Below are 21,633 nucleotides of genomic sequence, written 5' to 3'. Positions count from 1 at the left end.
GCGTCTTCGCGGGCCCCGGCGTCACCGTGCGTTGAAGTACTTGGCCTCCGGGTGGTGGATGACGATCGCGTCGGTGGACTGCTCGGGGTGCAGCTGGAACTCCTCGGAGAGCTGGACGCCGATGCGTTCCGGCCGCAGCAGGTCGGCGATCTTCGCGCGGTCCTCCAGGTCGGGGCAGGCCCCGTAACCGAGGGAGAAGCGGGCGCCGCGGTACTTCAGCGCGAACATGTCCTCGACGTCGGCCGGGTCCTCGCCGCCGAAGCCCAGCTCGGCGCGGACCCGGGCGTGCCAGTACTCGGCCAGCGCCTCGGCGAGCTGGACGGACAGGCCGTGCAGCTCCAGGTAGTCGCGGTAGGAGTCGGAGGCGAACAGCTCGGCGGTGGCCTCGCCGATCTTCGAGCCGACGGTGACGACCTGGAGGCCGACCACGTCCCGCTCGCCGGACTCCTCCGGCCGGAAGAAGTCCGCCAGGCACAGCCGCCGGCCGCGGCGCTGGCGCGGGAAGGTGAAGCGGGTGCGCTCGGTGCCGTCCTCGTTGAGCAGGATCAGGTCGTCGCCCTTGGAGTAGCAGGGGAAGTACCCGTGGACGACGGCGGCCTCCAGGAGGTTCTCGGTCTGGAGCTTGTCCAGCCAGCCGCGCAGCCGGGGGCGTCCCTCGGTCTCGACCAGTTCCTCGTACGAGGGGCCGTCACCCGTACGGGCCTGCTTGAGGCCCCACTGCCCCTTGAACAGGGCGCCCTCGTCCAGCCAGGAGGCGTAGTCGGCGAGCTGGATGCCCTTGACGACGCGGGTGCCCCAGAAGGGCGGGGCGGGGACGGGGTTGTCGGTGGCCACGTCGGAGCGGACGGTGCCCTCCTCCGGCTCCGGCTCGGCGATCTGCGCGTCGCGCTTGGGCACGCGGCGCTGCTTGAGCTCGGGCAGGCTGGCGCCGGGCACGCCGCGCTTGACGGCGATCAGGGCGTCCATCAGGCGCAGGCCCTCGAAGGCGTCGCGGGCGTAGCGGACCTCGCCCTCGTAGATCTCGTGGAGGTCCTGCTCGACGTAGGCGCGGGTCAGGGCGGCGCCGCCGAGGATGACGGGGAAGTCGGCCGCCATCTTGCGCTGGTTGAGCTCCTCCAGGTTCTCCTTCATGATCACGGTGGACTTGACCAGCAGGCCGGACATGCCGATGACGTCGGCGCGGTGTTCCTCGGCGGCTTCCAGGATGGCCGAGACGGGCTGCTTGATGCCGAGGTTGACGACGTTGTAGCCGTTGTTGGACAGGATGATGTCGACGAGGTTCTTGCCGATGTCGTGCACGTCGCCGCGGACCGTCGCCAGCACGATGGTGCCCTTGCCCTCGGCGTCGGACTTCTCCATGTGCGGCTCCAGGTAGGCCACCGCGGTCTTCATGACCTCGGCGGACTGGAGCACGAACGGCAGCTGCATCTGGCCGGAGCCGAACAGCTCGCCGACGACCTTCATGCCCTCCAGCAGCGTGTCGTTGACGATGTCCAGGGCCGGGCGCTCGGCGAGCGCCGCGTCCAGGTCGGCTTCCAGGCCGTTCTTCTCGCCGTCGATGATGCGGCGCCGGAGGCGCTCCTCCAGGGGCAGCGCGAGCAGTTCCTCGGCCTTGCCGGCCTTCAGGGACTTGGCGGTGGCGCCCTCGAACAGCTCCAGGAGCTTCTGGAGCGGGTCGTAGCCCTCCGCGCGCCGGTCGTAGATCAGGTCGAGGGCGACCTTGACCTGCTCCTCCTCCAGGCGCGCGATCGGCAGGATCTTGGAGGCGTGCACGATCGCCGAGTCCAGGCCCGCCTTGACGCACTCGTCCAGGAAGACGGAGTTCAGCACGATGCGGGCGGCCGGGTTGAGGCCGAAGGAGATGTTGGACAGGCCCAGCGTGGTCTGCACGTCGGGGTGACGCCGCTTCAGCTCGCGGATCGCCTCGATGGTGTTGACGCCGTCCTTGCGGGACTCCTCCTGGCCGGTGCAGATGGTGAAGGTCAGGCAGTCGATGAGGATGTCCGACTCGCGGATGCCCCAGTTGGACGTCAGGTCGTCGATGATCCGCTCGGCGATGGCGACCTTGTGCTCGGCGGTACGGGCCTGGCCCTCCTCGTCGATGGTCAGCGCCATCAGGGCCGCGCCGTGCTCGCGGGCCAGCGCGGCGACCCGGGCGAAGCGGGACTCGGGTCCGGCCCCGTCCTCGTAGTTGACGGAGTTGATGACGGCGCGGCCGCCCAGCTTCTCCAGGCCGGCCCGGATGACGTCGACCTCGGTGGAGTCCAGCACGATGGGCAGGGTGGAGGCGGTGGCGAAGCGGCCGGCCAGCTCCCGCATGTCGGCGACGCCGTCCCGGCCGACGTAGTCCACGCACAGGTCGAGCATGTGCGCGCCCTCGCGGATCTGGTCGCGGGCCATCTCCACGCAGTCGTCCCAGCGGCCCTCCAGCATGGCCTCGCGGAACTTCTTGGAGCCGTTGGCGTTGGTGCGCTCGCCGATGGCCAGGTAGGAGGTGTCCTGGCGGAACGGGACGGTCTGGTAGAGCGAGGCGGCGCCGGGCTCGGGGCGCGGGCTGCGCTCGGTGGGGGCCACGCCCCGTACCCGCTCGACGACCTGGCGCAGGTGCTCCGGGGTGGTGCCGCAGCAGCCGCCGACGAGCGAGAGCCCGTACTCGGAGACGAAGGTCTCCTGGGCGTCGGCCAGCTCGGCGGGGGTCAGCGGGTAGTGCGCGCCGTCCTTGCCGAGGACGGGCAGACCGGCGTTCGGCATGCACGACAGCGGTACGCGGGCGTTGCGGGCCAGGTAGCGCAGGTGCTCGCTCATCTCGGCGGGGCCGGTGGCGCAGTTCAGGCCGATCATGTCGATGCCCAGCGGCTCCAGCGCGGTCAGCGCGGCGCCGATCTCCGAGCCGAGCAGCATGGTGCCGGTGGTCTCGACGGTCACCGAGCAGATCACCGGCAGGTCGGTGCCGGTGGCGTCCAGGGCTCGGCGGGCGCCGAGGATGGCGGCCTTGGTCTGGAGCAGGTCCTGGGTGGTCTCGACGAGCAGTGCGTCGGCGCCGCCCGCGATCATGCCTTCGGCGTTCTTCTGGTAGGCGTCGCGCAGCGTGGCGTAGTCGACGTGGCCGAGGGTCGGCAGCTTGGTGCCGGGACCCATGGAGCCGAGCACCCAGCGCTGCTGCCCGGTCGAGGCGGTGAACTCGTCGGCGACCTCGCGGGCGATGCGCGCGCCGGATTCGGACAGTTCGAAGACCCGTTCGGGAATGTCGTATTCGGCGAGGGCGGCGTGGTTGGCGCCGAAGGTGTTGGTCTCGACGCAGTCGACACCGACCGCGAAGTACGCCTCGTGGACCGATCGGACGATGTCCGGACGGGTGAGGTTCAGGATCTCGTTGCAGCCTTCCAGCTGCTGGAAGTCCTCCAGTGACGGGTCCTGCGCCTGGAGCATCGTGCCCATCGCCCCGTCGGCCACCACGACGCGGGAGGCGAGGGCCTCGCGGAGGGCCGTGGTACGGGATGTGCTGGCGGACGATGGCGTGTACGAGGCCATGGAGGTGCTCCCCTGGTTGCGACGGCTGTCGGCTTTGCGTCTTCCGGTGGAAGGCGCACCCGGTCAGGGTAGCGGGCGGCGCCGCTGTGGGCTCTGCCGTCCCACGGCGTGGACTTGGTCAAGATCATTGACATGGTTCGGTCGACTGCCGGAGGGTCGGCATTCACCGATATCGTTCAGCATTGCCGAACCGGCTCCCGAGCCGTCCGGCGCTGTTGAACACTGCACCACACCACCCGCTCCACACCGCTCGACCCGGAGGTCCCCCGATGGCACGGAACATCCAGTCACTGGAACGTGCCGCCGCGATGCTGCGGCTGCTGGCCGGCGGTGAGCGGCGGCTGGGGCTCTCCGACATCTCCTCCGCGCTGGGCCTGGCCAAGGGCACCGCGCACGGCATCCTGCGCACGCTCCAGCAGGAGGGCTTCGTCGAGCAGGACCCCGCCTCGGGCCGCTACCAGCTGGGCGCGGAGCTGCTGCGGCTCGGCAACAGCTATCTGGACGTGCACGAGCTGCGCGCCCGCGCGCTCGTATGGACGGACGACCTGGCGCGCTCCAGCGGTGAGAGCGTCTATCTGGGCGTGCTGCACCAGCAGGGCGTGCTGATCGTGCACCACGTCTTCCGGCCCGACGACAGCCGCCAGGTGCTGGAGGTCGGCGCGATGCACCCGCTGCACAGCACGGCGCTGGGCAAGGTGCTGACCGCCTACGACCCGGTGGCGCACAGCGAGGCGGCGGAGGCGGAGCGGCAGGCGTTCACGCCGCGCACGGTGACCGCCCTGGACGAGCTGGAAGGCGTACTGGACCTGACCAGGGCGCGGGGCTGGGCGGCCGATGTGGAGGAGACCTGGGAGGGCGTGGCATCGGTGGCCGCGCCCATCCACGACCGGCGGCGGATGCCGGTGGGCGCGGTGGGTGTGACGGGCGCGGTGGAGCGGGTCTGCCGGGACGGTGAGCCGGGTGAGCTGCGGCCGGAAATCGTCGCGGCTGTGAGGGATTGCGCACGTGCGGTCTCCCGTGACCTGGGCGCAGGGCGATTCTGACCGCTTTTGTCCCATATCTTCACCTAAGTTTTCAGTCACAGGACCCTTGACGGGGTGCTGGGTGTGAAGAAAACTGCCGTTCGTCGGTCGGCATTGTCGAACACCTAACGACAATATTGGTTATGGTGGGCAGTGCCGGAGGCCGACCAACGCCCTCTCGGAGGGCGCGGACCACCGGAGGGACCCGGGGTCCGCCTTCCCCTGGACGAAGGACAAAGGAGTCGCGGGTGTCCAGCTCCGACATCTTCATCAGCGAGACCATCGGTACCGCTGTTCTGATCCTGCTGGGCGGTGGCGTCTGCGCCGCCGTCACGCTCAAGCGCTCAAAGGCGTTCAACTCGGGTTGGGTGGCCATCACCTTCGGGTGGGGCTTCGCCGTACTGACCGGCGCGTACATCGCGACCAAGTCCGGCGCCCATCTGAACCCGGCGGTCACCGTCGGCCTGGCGATCAAGGGCGGTACGCCGTGGAGCGACGTGCCGGTGTACTTCGCCGGTGAGCTCTTCGGCGCCATGATCGGTGCGGTGCTCGTGTGGCTCGCGTACTACGGCCACTTCAAGGCCCATCTGACCGACCCCGAGATCGTGGGCGAGCAGAGCGGCCAGGAAGGCATGGTCGACAAGGCGGCGGCCCCCAAGGCCGGCCCGGTTCTCGGGATCTTCTCCACCGGACCCGAGATCCGCAACGCGGTGCAGAACCTGACCACGGAGATCATCGCCACCATCGTGCTCGTGCTGGCGATCCTCACGCAGGGCCTCAGCGACAACGGCAAGGGCGTCGGCGTCGTCGGAGCACTGCTGACCGCTTTCGTGGTCGTCGGCATCGGTCTGTCGCTGGGCGGCCCGACCGGCTACGCGATCAACCCGGTCCGCGACCTCGGTCCGCGTATCGTCCACTCGCTGCTTCCGCTGCCGAACAAGGGCGGATCGGACTGGGGATACGCCTGGATCCCGGTCGCCGGTCCGCTGATCGGCGGCGCGATCGCCGGTGGTATCTACAACCTCGCGTTCGCCTGAGCCGCGCCGCCCGCACCGAAGACTTTTGGAGCACAGACACCCATGAGCGACAACCACAGCACCGCCTCGCACGGCCACGGCCCGTTCATCGCGGCCATCGACCAGGGCACCACGTCCAGCCGCTGCATCGTGTTCGACAAGGACGGCCGCATCGTGTCGGTCGACCAGAAGGAGCACGAACAGATCTTCCCCAAGCCGGGCTGGGTCGAGCACGACGCCAAGGAGATCTGGGAGAACGTCCAGCAGGTCGTGGCCGGCGCCGTCGAGAAGGCCGGCATCACCGCCAAGGACGTCAAGGCCATCGGCATCACCAATCAGCGCGAGACCACGCTGATGTGGGACAAGCACACCGGTGAGCCGGTCCACAACGCCATCGTCTGGCAGGACACCCGTACCGACGCACTCTGCCGCGAGCTGGGCCGCAACGTCGGCAAGGACCGCTTCCGCCGCGAGACCGGCCTGCCGCTGGCCTCCTACTTCGCCGGCCCGAAGATCCGCTGGCTGCTGGACAACGTCGAGGGCCTGCGCGAGCGCGCCGAGGCCGGCGACATCCTCTTCGGCACCATGGACTCCTGGGTCATCTGGAACCTGACCGGCGGCACCGAGGGCGGTGTGCACGTCACCGACGTCACCAACGCCTCGCGCACCCTGCTGATGAACCTGCGCAAGCTGGAGTGGGACGAGAAGATCCTGCACTCCATCGACATCCCGGCGGCGGTGCTGCCGGAGATCCGCTCGTCGGCCGAGGTGTACGGCACCGCCGCCGGCGGCGCGCTGGCCGGCGTGCCGGTCGCCTCGGCACTGGGCGACCAGCAGGCCGCGCTGTTCGGCCAGACCTGTTACGACAAGGGCGAGGCCAAGTCCACGTACGGCACCGGCACCTTCATGCTGATGAACACCGGTGACGAGCCCGTCAACTCCTACAACGGGCTGCTGACCACGGTCGGCTACCGCATCGGCGACCAGGCCCCGGTCTACGCGCTGGAGGGCTCGATCGCCGTCACCGGTTCGCTGGTGCAGTGGATGCGCGACCAGATGGGCCTGATCAACTCGGCCGCGGAGATCGAGACGCTGGCGTCCACCGTCGAGGACAACGGCGGCGCGTACTTCGTCCCGGCCTTCTCCGGCCTGTTCGCCCCCTACTGGCGCTCCGACGCGCGCGGTGTCATCGCGGGCCTGACCCGCTACGTCACCAAGGCGCACATCGCCCGCGCCGTGCTTGAGGCCACCGCCTGGCAGACCCGCGAGATCACCGACGCCATGACCAAGGACTCCGGCGTCGACCTGACCTCCCTGAAGGTCGACGGCGGCATGACCTCCAACAACCTGCTGATGCAGACCATCTCGGACTTCCTGGACGCGCCCGTGGTGCGCCCGATGGTCGCCGAGACGACCTGCCTCGGCGCCGCCTACGCCGCCGGTCTGGCCGTCGGCTTCTGGCCGGACACCGACGCGCTGCGCGCCAACTGGCGCCGGGCCGCCGAGTGGACCCCCCGCATGGACGCGGAGACCCGCGACCGCGAGTACAAGAACTGGCTCAAGGCCGTCGAGCGGACCATGGGCTGGATCGACGACGAGAGCTGACGAGGAGTAATCATGAGCACCCTGCAGAGCGTCCCGGCCCTCGGGACGCACCCGGCCGACGGTTCGAACCCGAGCCGCGCCGAGACTCGGGAGCGGCTTTCCAAGGCGACGTACGACCTCCTGGTGATCGGCGGCGGCATCCTGGGCATCTCCACCGCCTGGCACGCCGCGCAGTCGGGGCTGCGGGTTGCGCTGGTGGACGCCGGCGACTTCGCCGGCGCCACCTCCTCCGCCTCCTCCAAGCTGCTGCACGGCGGCCTGCGCTACCTGCAGACCGGTGCGGTCAAGCTGGTGGCGGAGAACCACTTCGAGCGCCGCGCGGTCTCGCGCGAGGTGGCCCCCCACCTCGCCAACCCGCTGACCTTCTACCTGCCGGTCTACAAGGGCGGCCCGCACGGCGCGGCCAAGCTGGGCGCGGGCGTCTTCGCGTACTCGGCGCTGTCCGCCTTCGGTGACGGCGTCGGCCACGTCATCAGCCCGGCCAAGGCCCAGCGGGACGTGCCGGAGCTGCGTACGGACAACCTGAAGGCCGTGGCCGTCTACGGCGACGACCAGATGAACGACGCGCGGATGGCCCTGATGACGGTCCGCGCGGCGGTCGCCGCGGGCGCCACCGTGCTGAACCACGCCGAGGTCACCGGCCTGCGCTTCACCCAGGGCCGGGTCACCGGTGCGGAGCTGAAGGACGGCACCGACGGCACCGAGTTCGGCGTCAACGCGCGCCTGGTCCTGAACGCGACCGGCCCGTGGGTCGACCACCTGCGCAAGATGGAGAACCCCAACGCGGCGCCCTCCATCCGCCTGTCCAAGGGCGCGCACCTGGTCCTCAAGCGCACCTCCCCCTGGAAGGCGGCGCTGGCCACCCCGATCGACAAGTACCGCATCACCTTCGCCCTCCCCTGGGAGGACATGCTGCTGCTCGGTACGACCGACGAGGAGTACGAGGGCGACCCGGCGGACGTCCGCGTCACCGAGAAGGACACCGCGCAGATCCTGGACGAGGCGGCGTTCTCCGTCCGCGACCAGCAGCTGTCCCGTGACCTGATCACGTACTCCTTCGCGGGCCTGCGGGTGCTGCCGGGCGGCCCCGGCGACACCTCCAAGGCCAAGCGGGAGACCGTCGTCACCGAGGGCGCGGGCGGCATGCTGTCCGTCGCGGGCGGCAAGTGGACGACGTTCCGCCACATCGGCCGTACGGTCATGAACAAGCTGGCGGCGCTGCCCGGCCACCCGCTGGCCGAGGACATGGAGCCGATCTCGCGGCTGCCGAAGAAGCTGCCGCTGCCGGGCATCGCCAACCCGAACGCGGTGGCCCACCGGCTGCTGGTCGACGGCTCGGCCCCCGGCCCGCGCATGGCGCCGGAGACCGCCCGTCACCTGGCCACCCACTACGGCTCGCTGTCCTTCGACATCGCGCGCCTGGCCAACGAGGACCCGGCCCTCGCCGAGCGCATCCACCCGGACGCGCCGGAGATCTGGGCCCAGGTCGTCTACGCCCGGGACCACGAGTGGGCGGAGACGGTGGACGACGTGCTGCGCCGCCGCACCACGCTGACCATCCGCGGCCTGGACACGGAGGACGTCCGGGCGCGGGCCAAGGCGATACTGGAGCAGCGCGGCTGACGTTCCGTCACCCGTTGCCGTCACGAGGGCGGCTCCCCTTCCCGGGGAGCCGCCCTCCGGCGTGTCCGCGGCTGTCAGAGCAGCCGCAGGCAGTGCTCGGCGAGGGCCATGGTGGTGAGGTTGGTGTTGGCGGCGGGCAGCGTCGGCATGACGGAGGCGTCGATGACGTCCAGGGCCTCGACGCCGTGGACGGCGCCGGTGGCGGAGACCACGGCGCCGGGGTCCTCCGCCGGCCCCATCCGGCAGGTTCCGGCGGCGTGCTGATATCCACTGACCCCCTGTCGTAGCGCCTCAGCCAGCTGTTCGTCCGTGGTGACGGCGGGGCCCGGCGCGCGCTCCTCGCCCAGCAGGCCGGACAGCGGAGCCGTACGGGCGAGGGAACGCGCCAGCCGCATGCCCGCCACCATGCGCCGCCCGTCCTCCGGATCGCTCAGGAACCCGACGTCGATGCGCGGCGCGTCCCGGGGGTCCGCCGAGCGCAGCCACAGCCGGCCGCAGGAGGACGGCCTCAGCAGGGCGACCCAGAAGGTGAGTACCGTGCTGCCGTCCTCGCCGGCCTCCGGCCCCGACGGGAAGACCTGGAGGTCGACCGGGCCGTCCCCGCAGTTGAGGTCGCAGGTCAGAAAGGTTTGCAGCACCGGGTCGCGGGGGCCGGGCGGCGGCGCGTCCGTGGCGTAGGTGAGGGTGACGGCGGGGTGGTCCCGCAGGTTCTCCCCCACGCCGGGCAGGTCGGCCACCACCGGGATGCCGAGGTCGCGCAGGTGGGCGGCCGGGCCGAGGCCGGAGCGCAGCAGGATCGGCGGGCTGCCGTAGGCGCCGGCGGCGAGCACGACGCGGCGGGCGGGCAGGACCGTACGCGCCGGATCGGCCAGCTGGACGCCCACCGCGCGGCCGTCGCGCAGGACGACCCGGTCCACGAGGACATCGCCGCGCACGGTGAGGTTGGCGCGCTCGCGGGCCCGTGCGAGGTAGGTCAGCGCGGTGCTCTGCCGGACGCCGCCGACCCGGTTGACCGGGACCGGGCCCACGCCGCACGCGCCGGGGGCGTTGTGGTCCTCGACCGGCGGGTGGCCGAGGGCGGTGCAGGCGTCGTGGAAGGCGCGCTGCCACCGGTTGGTCTCGTCCGGCCCGTACCGCCCCACGGGAACCGGGCCGTCCGTGCCGTGCCAGCGCGTGGCGAGGTCCAGGTCCCGTTCGACGCGGCGCAGGCTGGGCAGGAAGCCGGCGAACGACCAGCCCTCGTTGCCCTGGGCGGCCCAGTCGTCGTAGTCCTGCGGGTGGCCGCGCAGCGCGATCGCGGAGTTGATCGCCGAAGAGCCGCCCACCAGCTTGCCGCGCGGCAGCCCCACGGACCGGCCGAGGGCGCCCGGCTCACTGGCGTACCCCCAGTCGTGGCTGTGGGTAGCGGCGGGGCTGGTGGCCACGTCGTCGGGCAGCCCGTCGGGCGAGCTGCCGTAGTCGGGTCCGGCCTCCAGCAGCAGGACGGAGCGTGCGGGGTCCTCGGTCAGCCGGTCGGCCAGTACGCCGCCGGCCGAGCCCGCGCCGACGACGATCACATCCCATGCGTCCATGACCTGGGCTTTCGCCTCCCTCTTGGTACGGCTCACAGTTCCGGCTGCCTGAGGTACCCGCGGCGCGCGGATCACACACGTCCCCCGGACGGCCCCCTGGCCCCCGGGCCCGGCCGGACTAGCATCCGGACAGGGGCCTGGCCGCCCCGTGTGGCCTCCCCCGTGTGTCTCCATCCCCGTCACCGACCCGACCCGTCACCGACCTTGGAGATTCCCATGACCTTGCTGACCACCTGGCCGGAGAGCGGCCCCGGGACCGTGCTGCGGCGCACGTCCGAGCCCGCGGAGATCGCCGCGGCGCTGGCGCCCGCCGGGGTGCGGTACGAGCAGTGGCCGCTGCGCGCGGACGTGGCGCCGGACGCGGAGCCCGCGGCCGTCCTCGCGGCGTACCGGCCGGAGATCGACCGGCTGACCGCCGAGGAGGGGTTCGTGACGGTGGATGTGGCGGCCCTGCACCCGAGCGAGGCCCCCGGCTGGGCGGAGACGGCGCGCGCGGCGCGGCAGAAGTTCCTCGCCGAGCACACCCACGAGGACGACGACGAGGTGCGGTTCTTCGTCGCCGGGGCCGGGGTGTTCTACCTGCACACGGGCGGCGAGGTGCACGCCGTGCTGTGCGAGGAGGGCGATCTGCTGGGCGTGCCGCGGGGCACCACCCACTGGTTCGACATGGGCACCCGGCCGTCGTTCACCGCCATCCGCTTCTTCCACGAGGAGGACGGCTGGGTCGGCACGTTCACCGGGGACGACATCGCGCTGCGGTTCCCGGACTTCGACACGCTCATGGCCGGGCGGGCGGAACGGGGCACGGCGTGAACCACACCTTCGACGTGGACCACGTGGTGCTCGACATCGAGGGCACCACGAGCGCGACCGGCTTCGTGGTGGACGAGCTGTACCCGTACTCCCGCAAGCGGTTCGGGCGGCTGCTGGCCGAGCGGGCCGAGGAGCCGGCGGTACGGCGGGCCGTCGCGCAGATCCGGGAGCTGCTGGCCGAGCCGGGCGCCGACGCCGCGCGGATCGAGCGGGCGCTCGGCGCCTGGCTGGACGAGGACCGCAAGGTCACGCCCCTGAAGACACTCCAGGGCATCGTGTGGGCCGAGGGCTTCGCGAACGGGGAGCTGGTCTCGCACTTCTACCCGGACACGGTGCCCCGGCTGCGCGCATGGCACGCGGCGGGCATCCGGCTGCACGTGTACTCGTCGGGCTCGGTGGCCGCGCAGCGGGCGTGGTTCGGGCACAGCCCCGAGGGCGATCTGCGGATGCTGGCCGACCGGTTCTACGACACGGAGAACGCCGGCCCCAAGCTGGTGACCGCCTCCTACGAGGCGATCGCCGCCGACCTCGGGGCCGCGCCGGACCGGGTGCTGTTCCTGTCCGACCGGCCCGGGGAACTGGACGCGGCGCGCGCGGCGGGGTGGCGCACGGCCGGGGTGCGGCGGCCCGGCGAGCCGTACTACGAGAGCGGGGTGGGCGACCATCCCGAGGTGGCGTCGTTCGCGGAGCTGGAGATCGGGACGGGTACGACGGGTGCCGGTGCCGGGAGCGGCGCGGAGCCGGGCGTAGGCGACGAGGAGGTACGGCAGGCCGGGGCCCGGCTGGCGACCGAGGCTGCGCGGTTCGCGTCGTTCGGCTGGATGCGCGGCACGTCCGGCAACCTGTCGGTCGTGCTGACCCGCGATCCGCTGCGGCTGGCGGTGACCGCGAGCGGACGGGACAAGGGCGAGCTGACCGCCGACGACGTGGTGCTGGTGGACGGCGCTGGCGCCGCCGTCCCGGGCACGGCGGCCGGGCGGCCGTCGGCGGAGGCCGGGCTGCACGCGCGGGTGGCACGGCTGACCGGCGCGGGCGCGGTAGTACACGTCCACACGGTCGCGGCGGTGGCGATGGCACGGCGCCGGCCGGGCGGAATCGTCTTCCGCGATCTGGAGATGCTCAAGGGCCTGGGGCTGCCGGCGGAAGGGACCGCGGCGCGCCTGCCGGTCCTCACCAACAGCCAGGACATGACCGTACTCGGAGACCGGCTGGAGGCGGCCCGGGATCCACGGATGCCCGCCGTGATCGTCGCCGGACACGGTCTGTATGTGTGGGGAGCGGACCTGCTCCAGGCTCGGCATCATGCCGAAGTGGTGCAATGGTTGCTGGAGTTGGAGATGGAGGCGGGGCGGGGGTGAGTGGCGGGGGCCCGTGACCTGGACGGGGGCGGCCCTTCCCGCTCGCGGCGACGGGCACACCGGGCCGCGGCGGCGGATCGCCCGGATCACGTTGCAGGCGCGCTCCGCCAGGCCCGCAGGTTGGGGCGGAATCGCCACCCCGTCCGCTGGCGATGGAGCCGGGACGGGTCTGAACGGCGGCGGCCTGGCGGCGGGCGCCCGTGCCGCGAACGGGGACGGCTTTCCCGCTCGCGGCGATGGGCGCACTCGGCCACTGCGGCGGATCGCCCGGACCACATTGCAGCCCGGCCCGCAGGTTGGGGCGGAATCGCCACCCCGTCCGCTGGCGATGGAGCCGGGACGGGTCTGAACGCCGATGGCCGGGGGCGCCCGTGCCCCGGACGGGGTGCGGCCCTTCCCGCTCCCGGCGACGGGCACACCGGGCCACTGCGGCGGACCACCCCGACCACATTGCAAGCACGCCTCACCCGGCCCGTAGGTTGGGACGGACCGCCGTCCCGTCCGCGTTGGCCCGTCTTCCGGGCCATCCGCGCGAGCCACTGGAGCCGCCCCGTGACCCCAGACCTGTCCCCCATCGCCCGCCTCCCCCGCGGCGGGCTGCCGCCGCAGGCCGTCGTGGTCGGTGATCCGGCCCGGGCGGCGGCCGTCGCCGAGTTGCTCGACGGGGCGGCGGAGATCTCGTACCACCGCGAGTACCGGACGTTCACCGGCAGCTGGAAGGGCGTGCCGGTGGTCGTCGCGTCGCACGGGGTGGGCGCGCCCGGGGCGGTGCTGCTGTTTCAGGAGCTGGCGGACGCGGGCGTGCGGACCTTCGTGCGCTTCGGTACGGCGGGGGCGATACGGGCCGGGGTCGGTGACGGTGACCTGGTGATCGCCGAGGCGGCGGTGCGTGACGACGGAGTGACGCAGCAGCTGGTGCCGCCGGAGTATCCGGCCGTGGCCGCGCCGGAAGCGGTGCTGGCGCTCCAGCGCGCGGCGGCGGAGGCCGGGGCGCCGTACCACCGCGGGGTGGTGTGGACGCGCGCCGCGTTCCAGCCGGGCCTGCTGCCGCTGCCGGTCGCGGCGTACACCGCGGCGGACGTGGCGGCGATCGAGATGGAGGCGTCCGCGCTGTTCGTGACGGCCTCGCTGCGCGGCCTGGTGGCCGGCGCGGTGCTGGTGATCGACGGGGCGAACGCGGACGAACTGGTCGACGCGGCGGCCACCGGCGGCTACGACCCGCACCGGGACGTGGTCGCGGAGGGCGTGGCGCGCGGCGCCGTCGTCGCGCTGGAAGCGCTGCGGGCGCTGGCCGAGGAGGAGATCCGATGAGCACCGTACGGAACACCGAAGCGGTGGGCGCCGACCTGCTGGTGCACGGCGGGACGGTCCTCACCGTCGACGACTCCGGCACCGTGGTGCCCGACGGCGCGGTCGCCGTACGGGACGGGGAGATCATCGCGGTCGGTCCGGCCGACGCGCTGCGCGCCGCCCACCGCGCGGCCGAGGAGATCGACGCCACCGGCTGCCTGGTCCTCCCCGGCCTCGTCAACACCCACACCCACCTGGCGATGACGCTGCTGCGCGGCCACGCCGACGACGTGGACCTCCAGGAATTCCTGGGCAGGGTGGTGCCGCGCGAGAATGCGCTGCTGTCCCCCGAGGCGGTGACCGCGGGCCTGCGGCTGGCCGTCGCGGAGAGCGTGCGGGGCGGGGTGACCACCGCGCTGGACATGTACTGGTTCCACGAGGCGGCCGAGCGGGCCGCGCGGGACGCGGGCTGGCGGCTGCTGTCCGGCCCGACGTTCATGGACGTACCCGGGCCGCCCGACCGGATGCCGTACGGGAACCGGATGGACTGGGCGCGCCGCCACCTCGACGGCCTCCGCCCCTCCCCCGGCACCCGGCCGGTGGTCTTCGCGCACAGCGCCTACACCCTGGACGCCGGGCAGCTGACGGACATCGCGGCGCTGGCGAAGGAATACGGCGCTCTGCTGCACCTGCACGCGGCGGAGAACGCCGCCGAGGTGGCCACGGTGCGCGAGCGGTACGGCAAGCGGCCGGTGGAGCTGCTGGAGTCGCTGGGCCTGCTGGGCCCGGACACGCTGCTGGCGCACGCGGTCGAGCTGACCGACACCGAGATCGCGGCGCTGGCCCGTACCGGTACGGGCGTCGCGCACTGCCCGGTCTCCAACCTCAAGCTGGGCTGCGGCATCGCCCAGGTCCCGGAGCTGCTGCGCCAGGGCGTACGGGTCGGGCTGGGCACAGACGGCGCGGTCAGCTCCAACTCCCTGGACATGGTGGGGGCGCTGGGCATGGCGGCGCTGATCCACAAGGCGGGCGGCGACCCCACGGCGGTCGGCGCCGAGCAGGCCGTACGGATGGCGACGATCGAGGGCGCGCGGGCGCTGGGCCTGGGCGGGCACCTCGGTTCGCTGGAGGTGGGCAAGCGGGCGGACCTGGCGGTACTGGACCTGGGCGGTCCGCATCTGGTGCCGCGGCACGACCCGTGGTCGACGCTGGCGTACTCGGCGCGGGCCGGCGACGTCCGGGACACGGTCGTCGACGGCCGGGTCCTGATGCGCGACCGCCGGCTGACGACGCTGGACGAGGCGGCCGTTGCCGGTGCGGCGGAGGCGGTCGTCCGGTCCGTCTGAGGACGGCGGGCAACTCCCCGCTCTCCCTCCCCGCCCCCAGGCTTCCGTGGCCATAATGGCGCAGACATCGGATGTCTGCGGGGATCCGGCGGGCGGGCGCGAGCGGGGAGGCCGGGCATGGCGGTCACGGACGAGGCCATAGAGAAGATCAAGTCGATGATCGTCTCCGGCGCGCTGCGGCCCGGCGACCGGCTGCCCAAGGAGAGCGAACTCGCCGCCGACCTGGGGCTGTCCCGCAACTCGCTGCGCGAGGCGGTGCGCGCCCTGTCGCTGATCCGCATCCTGGACGTACGGCAGGGCGACGGCACCTACGTCACCAGCCTGGACCCGAAACTCCTCCTGGAGGCGCTGAGCTTCGTGGTGGACTTCCACCGCGACGACACGGTCCTGGAGTTCCTGGCCGTACGCCGCATCCTGGAACCGGCCGCCACCGCGATGGCCACCGGCCGGATCGCGACGTCCGAACTGGACGAACTGGCACGCCAGTTGGACGCACTCGGCCCGCACCCGGCGGTGGAGGAACTGGTCGCCCGCGACCTGGAGTTCCACCGCCGGATCGTGGCCGCGGCCGGCAACACGGTGCTGTGCTCCCTGCTCGACGGCCTGTCCGGGCCGACGACCCGGGCCCGCGTCTGGCGCGGCCTGACCCAGAAGGACGCGGTGAGCCGCACCCTCACCGAGCACCGGGCGATCCTCGGCGCCCTCCGCGACCGGGACGCGGAGGCGGCACGGTCCTGGGCGACGGTGCACATCGCCAGCGTGGAGCAGTGGCTGCGCTCGACGCTGTGAGGAGGGGCGCGGCGGCGCCCCTCCCCCCTGCGTCAGACGGCGAACCCGCCGTCCACCGCGATCGACGCGCCCGTCACATACCGGCCGCCCTCACCCGCGAGGTGCGCCACGGTCGCGGCGACATCCGCCGGGCGCCCGTAGGACCCGAGCGACGTCAACTGGGCCTGCATCGGCGCGCTCTCGCCGTCGGCCGGGTTCATGTCGGTGTCGATCGGCCCCGGGTGGATCAGGTTCGCGGTGATGCCGCGCGGGCCCAGTTCCCTGGCGAGGGTCCTGGTCAGGCCGGTGAGCGCGGCCTTGCTCGTGGCGTACAGCGAGCCGCCGGGGAAGGCGACGCGCTCGGCCATGCAGCTGCCGATGCTGATGATGCGCCCGCCCTCGGTCATCCGTCCGGCGGCGGCCTGCGCCGCGATGAAGGGCGCGCGGACGTTGACGGCCAGGACGCGGTCCACGTCCTCCTCGGAGATCCCCTCGATGGGTCCGAGAACGCCGAGCCCGGCATTGTTGACGAGGATGTCCAGCCGCCCGAAGCGCTCCACGGTGCTGTCCACGGACGCCCGTACCGCCGCGGTGTCCGCGCTGTCCGCCCGCACCGCCCAGGCCCGCCGCCCCAGCTTCTCGATGCGCTCCGCCACGAGCACCGCCCGCGCCTCCTCGCCGCGGTACGTGAACGCCACATCGGCCCCGTCCTCGGCGAGCCGCACCGCAACGGCCTCCCCGATCCCCCGGCTCCCGCCGGTCACCAGCGCCACCTTGCCGTCGAGCTGCGCGGTAGTCATGTCCGCCCCTCCGTGTTGCCTGCGCTTGTCGCGCTATGTGCCGAGTTCTTGTGATGTGTCGCCCTAGGCGGCACACCTCGATACTCGTGGCCGGAGAGCGGCGCCGCTGGCGGAAACCGGACGGGGAATCACCGGCGTATGGATCGGGCGACGGCCACCCGGTGCAGCGCACTCCGCGGCGAACTCCCCCACCTCGTGCGGCGCACCTCCCACCTCACCCCTACACCCCATAAACCCCCACCGCATTCCCCCCGAACACCGCCGCCCGCTCATCCGCCGTGAGATGGGCGGTCGCCTCTTCGGCCAGGGTGACGACGTCCTCGTACGAGGCGGCCAGGGTGCAGACCGGCCAGTCGGAGCCGAACAGGGTGCGGTGGGGGCCGAAGGTGTCCAGGGCGTGGCGGGCGTACGGGTGGATGTCGGCGGGGCGCCAGGTCGGCCAGTCGGCCTCGGTGACCAGGCCGGAGAGTTTGCAGACGGTGTTGGGGAGGCGGGCGAGGGCGGCCAGGCCGTCGGCCCACGGCTGCCAGGCGCGGGCCGCGATGGCGGGTTTGGCGGCGTGGTCGACAACGAACGTGAGGGCGGGGAGCGCGCGGGCGGCGGCGAGCGCAGCGGGCAGTTGGCGCGGGGTGACCAGGAGGTCGTAGACGAGACCGGCGTCCGCGACGGCGGCCAGGCCGCGCCGTACGGCGGGGCGGGCGAGCCAGTGCGGGTCGGGTTCGTCCTGGACCTGGTGGCGCAGGCCCACCAGGAGCGGCGGCATCGTGTCCAGGACGCCGGGCAGCCCGGGGTCGGTCAGGTCGGCCCAGCCGACGACGCCCCGGACGACGGGCGAGCGGGCCGCGACCGCGAGCAGTTCGGCGGTCTCGGCGCGGGAGGCCGAGGACTGGACGAGGACGGTGCCGTGGATGCCGTGCGCGTCGAGGTGCGGCGCCAGGTCGTCGAGGGTGTACGTACGGCGGATCGGGTCGGCCCAGGCGCCGTCCATCCAGGGCTGCGGACGCCGGGACAGGTCCCAGAGGTGGTGGTGGGCGTCGATACGGCCGGTCACGGGCGGACCCCCGGGTCGGCGGTGGGAAGCGGCAGGTCGGGGTCGAGGAGCCCGCGGTCGGTGAGGGCGTGCCACAGGGCGTCCGGAATGTCGTACGTGAACAGGGCGGCGTTCTCCCGGGCCTCCTCCGGCGACGCGGCGCCCGCCAGAATCCCGGCCACGGACGGGTGGCCGAACGGAAAGCGCAGCGCGGCGGCCTTGAGCGGCACGCCGAACTCCGCGCACACGGACGCGAGCCGCCGTGCCCGCTCCACCAGCGCGGCGGGCGCCGGCGCGTAGTCGTACGGGGCGCCGGGCGACGGGTCGGCCAGCAGCCCGGAGTTGTAGACGCCGCCGACGACGACCGACGTACCGCGACGGGCGCAGACCGGCAGCAGGTCGTCGAAGGCGCCGCGGTCGAGCAGGGTCCAGCGCCCGGCGCACAGCACCACGTCCACGTCGAGGTCGGCGACGTACCGGGCCGCCGCGTCGCTGCGGTTCAGCCCGAAGCCGATGGCGCCCACCACGCCTTCCGCGCGCAGTTCGGCGAGGGCGGCGAAGCCGGTCCCGTACACCTCGGGGATGTGCTCCTCGACGTCGTGCAGGTAGACGATGTCCACGGCGGAGACGCCCAGGCGCTCCAGGGACGCGGCGAGCGTGCGGCGGATGCCGTCGCGGGACAGGTCCCACACGCGGGCGCGCGCCGGGGTCGCGGTGTAGCCCTGGCCGTCCACCGTCTCGCCGGGCGCGAGGGGCCGCAGCCGCCGCCCGACCTTGGTGGACAGCGTGTACGCGGCGCGGTCGCGCCCGGCCAGCGCCCGCCCCAGCCGTGCCTCGGAGAGGCCGAGTCCGTAGTGCGGCGCGGTGTCGAAGTGGCGGGCGCCGGTGGCGAAGGCGGCGTGCACGGTCTGCCGGGCGCAGTCCTCGGAGAGCGGCCGGTACAGGTTGCCGAGGGGCGCGCAGCCCAGGCCGAGGGGCGGCACGGTCACGCGCGTACGGCCCAGCCGCCGTGCCCGGCGCGGTATGTACGGCATCGCATCCTCCTGCTCAGTCCTGCTGCTCGCCGCCCGCGAACCGGGAGATGACCAGCGCGACGATGATGATCAGGCCGTTGAGGAACTGGGTCCACAGCGGCGGCACCCCGCCCAGCGTCATGACGTTGATGACCAGCTGGAGGGTCAGGACGCCGGTGAGCGCGCCGAAGAGCGTGCCGCGGCCGCCCTTGAGGCTGATGCCGCCGATGACGGCGGCGGCGAAGACCTGGAAGATCCAGCCGTTGCCCTGGCTCGCGGAGACGGCACCGTAGTGGCCGGTGTAGAGGATGCCCGCGAAGGCGGCCAGCAGACCGCCGGCGGCGAGCACGGCCCAGGTGATCCGGTCCACCCGGATACCGGCCGTACGGGCGGCCTCCGGGTTGCCGCCGATCGCGTACAGCGCCCGGCCGTGCCGCAGATACCCGAGGGCCGCGCCGCCGAGCGCGAACAGCGCCAGGCAGATCCAGACGGCGGCCGGGACACCGAGCCAGGCGGCCCGCCCCAGGTAGGCGAAGGACTCCGGCACATCGCCGATCGACCGGCCCTCGGAGATGCCGAGTTGCAGGCCGCGCAGCATGGTCAGCATGCCGAGGGTGGCGATGAAGCCGTTGACGCGCAGCTTGAGCATCAGGAATCCGTTGGCCGCGCCGACCGCGGCGCCCAGGGCCAGGCACAGGGGTACGGCCGTCCACTGCGGCAGCAGTTCCAGGCCGGCGAACCGCCCGCCGTGCGCGGGCATCACCAGCCACAGGGCGAGCACCGGCGCCAGGCCGATGGTGGACTCCAGCGACAGGTCCATCCGCCCGCTGATCAGGATCAGCGCCTCGCCGAGCACCAGCAGGCCGAGTTCGGTGGACTGCTGCACGACGCCGACCAGATTGTCCCGGGTCAGGAAGGCGGGCGAGACGATGAAGCCGGTGACGCCGAGGACGAGGATCACCGGCACCAGGGACACGTCGCGCCAGCGGGCGAGCGCGGGACGCGCCCGGTTGCGCGCCGGCGCGTCCGCCAGGCCGGGCGCCTGCTGCCGTGCAGTGTCGGTCATGGCGGGTCGCCTCCTTGGGGGCCGTTGGGGCCTGGGGTGCCGGGCGGGCCGGTAGCGGCGTTCGAGCCGGGGGTGGCGTCCGGGCCGGAGGTGGCGTTCGGGCTGGGGATGGCGTTCGGGCTGGGGATGGCGTTCGAGCCGGGAGTGACGGGCGGATCGAGAGTGCCGAGAGAATCGGGGGCGCCGCGTGGGTCGGGAGTGCCGGAAGGGCCGCCCGTACCGTACGGATCGATCACACCGTCCGGCCCCTCCGAGCCCTTCTCCCCCGCCCCCTCCACCCCTTCCATCGCCCCCACCAACTCCCCCTCCCGCCACCCCCGTCCGAACCGGGCGACGACCCGGCCGTGGAACATCGCCAGGACCCGGTCGCAGATCCGCAGGTCGTCCGGTTCGTCGGAGACGAGAAGGACGCCGCTGGCGGCCGCCGCCACGTCCCGTACGACGCCCAGCAGCGCGTCCTTGGACTTCACGTCCACCCCGTTGGTGGGCCGGACCGCGATCAGCACGGCGGGCTCGCGGGCCAGGGCCCGGGCGACGACGACCTTCTGCTGGTTGCCGCCGGAGAGCCCGGACACCGGCTGGCCGGGGCCGGTGGTGCGGATGTCCAGGGCGGTGATCATGCGCCGGGCGAACGCGCGGGTACGGGAGGGCAGCACCGTGCCCAGCGGGCCGAGCCGGTCGGTGACGGCCAGCGTGGCGTTCTCGGCGACGCTGCGGCCGGGGACCAGCCCGTCGCGGTGCCGGTCCTCCGGTATGTAGCCGATGCCCGCCTCGATCGCGTGCCGCACGCTGCCGGTCCGTACGGGCCGCCCGCGCACCTCGATCCGCCCGCCGTCCGGAGCGCGTACGCCGGCCAGCGTCTCGCCGACGGCGGTGTTCCCGCCGGCCGCCGCCCCGGCCAGGCCCACCACCTCGCCCGCCCGTACGGTCAGGTCCAGCGGCGCGAACGCCCCGCGCAGCGTCAGTCGTTCGGTGCGCAGCACCACGTCGCCCGCGGGCCCCCTGGTGGCGCTTCCCGGGCCGGAGCGGGCCGCCCGCTCCCCCGTCATCGCCGCCACGAGGTCGTCCTCGGCCAACCCTGCCACCGGCGCGGTCAGCACCGGACGGGCGTCGCGCAGGACGGTGACGGTGTCGCACAGGTCGTACACCTCGTGCAGATGGTGCGAGATGAACAGGAACGCGGCGCCGGTCGCGCGCAGGGCGCGCAGCTTGGCGAAGAGGCGGGCGATGCCGCCCGCGTCGAGCCGGGCGGTGGGCTCGTCCAGGATGATCAGCCGGGCGCCGCCGGACAACGCGCGGGCGATCTCGACGCACTGCCGCTGCTCGACGCCGAGGTCCTTGATCCGGGCCGCGGGGTCGACGTCGACGCCGTACTCGGCCAGCAGGGCCGCGGCCCGCGCGCGCAGCGCCCGCCACCGGATCAACCGCCCGTCCGGGAACCGGTTCAGGTGGAGGTTCTCCGCGACGGTCAGTTCGGGGACCGTCATCGGTTTCTGGTGGACGCAGGCGACCCGGTGCCGCCAGGCGGCGGTGTCGCCCCAGCGGGGTGCCGGTGCGCCGTCGAAGGCGACCCGTCCGGCGTCCGGCCGGGTCAGGCCGGTGAGCACGGACACCAGGGTGGATTTCCCGGCGCCGTTGCGGCCGACGAGGGCGTGCGCTTCGCCGCGCCGTACGGTCAGCCCGGCGCCGTCCAGGGCCACGGTCGGCCCGTAGCGCTTGACGATGCCCTCGGCCTGTACGGCGGGCGGGCCCGCCCTGCCCTCGTCCGTGTCGTCCCTCAC

At 73.0% G+C, this 21,633-nt stretch carries 16 protein-coding genes; 9 read left to right on the top strand and 7 right to left on the bottom strand.

Annotated features, from left to right (window positions below; all coding sequences use genetic code 11):
• Positions 1-21: 21 nt before the first annotated feature.
• A complete protein-coding gene (gene metH, locus ADK86_RS20450) occupies positions 22-3,531 on the bottom strand; it encodes a methionine synthase (RefSeq protein WP_053697843.1) in 3,510 nt (1,169 codons plus the stop codon).
• A gap of 269 nt (positions 3,532-3,800) precedes the next feature.
• Between metH and ADK86_RS20445 the strand changes: the two genes are divergently transcribed.
• The 4 genes from ADK86_RS20445 to ADK86_RS20430 all read left to right on the top strand — a co-directional run bounded on the left by ADK86_RS20445 (position 3,801) and on the right by ADK86_RS20430 (position 8,797).
• Positions 3,801-4,574 carry an IclR family transcriptional regulator gene (locus ADK86_RS20445; protein WP_003981592.1) on the top strand — a complete coding sequence of 258 codons (774 nt, stop codon included), beginning with the start codon at positions 3,801-3,803 and terminating at the stop codon, positions 4,572-4,574.
• A gap of 227 nt (positions 4,575-4,801) precedes the next feature.
• Entirely contained in the window at positions 4,802-5,590 is a 789-nt protein-coding gene (locus ADK86_RS20440; protein ID WP_030595946.1) for an MIP/aquaporin family protein, read from the top strand.
• Positions 5,591-5,632: 42 nt separating this feature from the next.
• Positions 5,633-7,174, top strand: a complete 1,542-nt coding sequence (gene glpK, locus ADK86_RS20435; protein WP_053697842.1) for a glycerol kinase GlpK — start codon at positions 5,633-5,635, stop codon at positions 7,172-7,174.
• A gap of 12 nt (positions 7,175-7,186) precedes the next feature.
• On the top strand, positions 7,187-8,797 hold the full coding sequence (locus ADK86_RS20430) for a glycerol-3-phosphate dehydrogenase/oxidase (RefSeq protein ID WP_003981589.1): 1,611 nt from the start codon (positions 7,187-7,189) through the stop codon (positions 8,795-8,797).
• Between the two features lie 74 nt (positions 8,798-8,871).
• Here ADK86_RS20430 and ADK86_RS20425 read toward each other — a convergent pair whose 3' ends face one another.
• Positions 8,872-10,368, bottom strand: coding sequence for a GMC family oxidoreductase (locus ADK86_RS20425; protein WP_053697841.1), 1,497 nt, complete (start codon positions 10,366-10,368; stop codon positions 8,872-8,874).
• A gap of 216 nt (positions 10,369-10,584) precedes the next feature.
• Between ADK86_RS20425 and ADK86_RS20420 the strand changes: the two genes are divergently transcribed.
• From ADK86_RS20420 to ADK86_RS20395, 5 genes are all read left to right on the top strand, one after another.
• Positions 10,585-11,181 (top strand): 1,2-dihydroxy-3-keto-5-methylthiopentene dioxygenase, encoded by a 597-nt coding sequence (locus ADK86_RS20420; protein ID WP_053697840.1) that lies wholly within the window; start codon positions 10,585-10,587, stop codon positions 11,179-11,181.
• The gene (mtnC, locus tag ADK86_RS45225; RefSeq protein ID WP_078952139.1) at positions 11,178-12,539 is read left to right on the top strand and encodes an acireductone synthase; all 1,362 of its coding nucleotides are present in this window, start codon (positions 11,178-11,180) and stop codon (positions 12,537-12,539) included. Before ADK86_RS20420 ends, mtnC begins: the two co-directional genes overlap by 4 nt.
• 552 nt (positions 12,540-13,091) lie before the next feature.
• Positions 13,092-13,850, top strand: coding sequence for a nucleoside phosphorylase (locus ADK86_RS20405; protein WP_030376271.1), 759 nt, complete (start codon positions 13,092-13,094; stop codon positions 13,848-13,850).
• Entirely contained in the window at positions 13,847-15,175 is a 1,329-nt protein-coding gene (locus tag ADK86_RS20400; RefSeq protein ID WP_053697839.1) for an amidohydrolase, read from the top strand. Before ADK86_RS20405 ends, ADK86_RS20400 begins: the two co-directional genes overlap by 4 nt.
• A 117-nt stretch (positions 15,176-15,292) precedes the next feature.
• A complete protein-coding gene (locus ADK86_RS20395; protein ID WP_053697838.1) occupies positions 15,293-15,964 on the top strand; it encodes a FadR/GntR family transcriptional regulator in 672 nt (223 codons plus the stop codon).
• A 32-nt stretch (positions 15,965-15,996) separates the two neighbouring features.
• Here the strand turns inward: ADK86_RS20395 and ADK86_RS20390 are convergent, their stop codons facing one another.
• The 5 genes from ADK86_RS20390 to ADK86_RS20370 form a co-directional block, all read right to left on the bottom strand.
• Positions 15,997-16,743: an SDR family NAD(P)-dependent oxidoreductase gene (locus ADK86_RS20390; RefSeq protein WP_053697837.1), complete on the bottom strand. Its 747-nt coding sequence runs from the start codon at positions 16,741-16,743 to the stop codon at positions 15,997-15,999.
• 220 nt (positions 16,744-16,963) lie between these two features.
• The gene (locus ADK86_RS20385) at positions 16,964-17,794 is read right to left on the bottom strand and encodes an amidohydrolase family protein (RefSeq protein WP_078952138.1); all 831 of its coding nucleotides are present in this window, start codon (positions 17,792-17,794) and stop codon (positions 16,964-16,966) included.
• On the bottom strand, positions 17,791-18,807 hold the full coding sequence (locus ADK86_RS20380; RefSeq protein ID WP_053697836.1) for an aldo/keto reductase: 1,017 nt from the start codon (positions 18,805-18,807) through the stop codon (positions 17,791-17,793). The genes ADK86_RS20385 and ADK86_RS20380 overlap by 4 nt, the downstream gene beginning before the upstream one ends.
• A gap of 13 nt (positions 18,808-18,820) precedes the next feature.
• Entirely contained in the window at positions 18,821-19,852 is a 1,032-nt protein-coding gene (locus ADK86_RS20375; RefSeq protein ID WP_053697835.1) for an ABC transporter permease, read from the bottom strand.
• The gene (locus ADK86_RS20370; protein WP_234345947.1) at positions 19,849-21,633 is read right to left on the bottom strand and encodes a sugar ABC transporter ATP-binding protein; all 1,785 of its coding nucleotides are present in this window, start codon (positions 21,631-21,633) and stop codon (positions 19,849-19,851) included. The genes ADK86_RS20375 and ADK86_RS20370 overlap by 4 nt, the downstream gene beginning before the upstream one ends.

Source organism: Streptomyces sp. NRRL F-5755 (assembly GCF_001279365.1).
Classification (GTDB): Bacteria; Actinomycetota; Actinomycetes; order Streptomycetales; family Streptomycetaceae; genus Streptomyces; species Streptomyces rimosus.
This window is presented reverse-complemented; position numbering and strand designations above follow the sequence as displayed.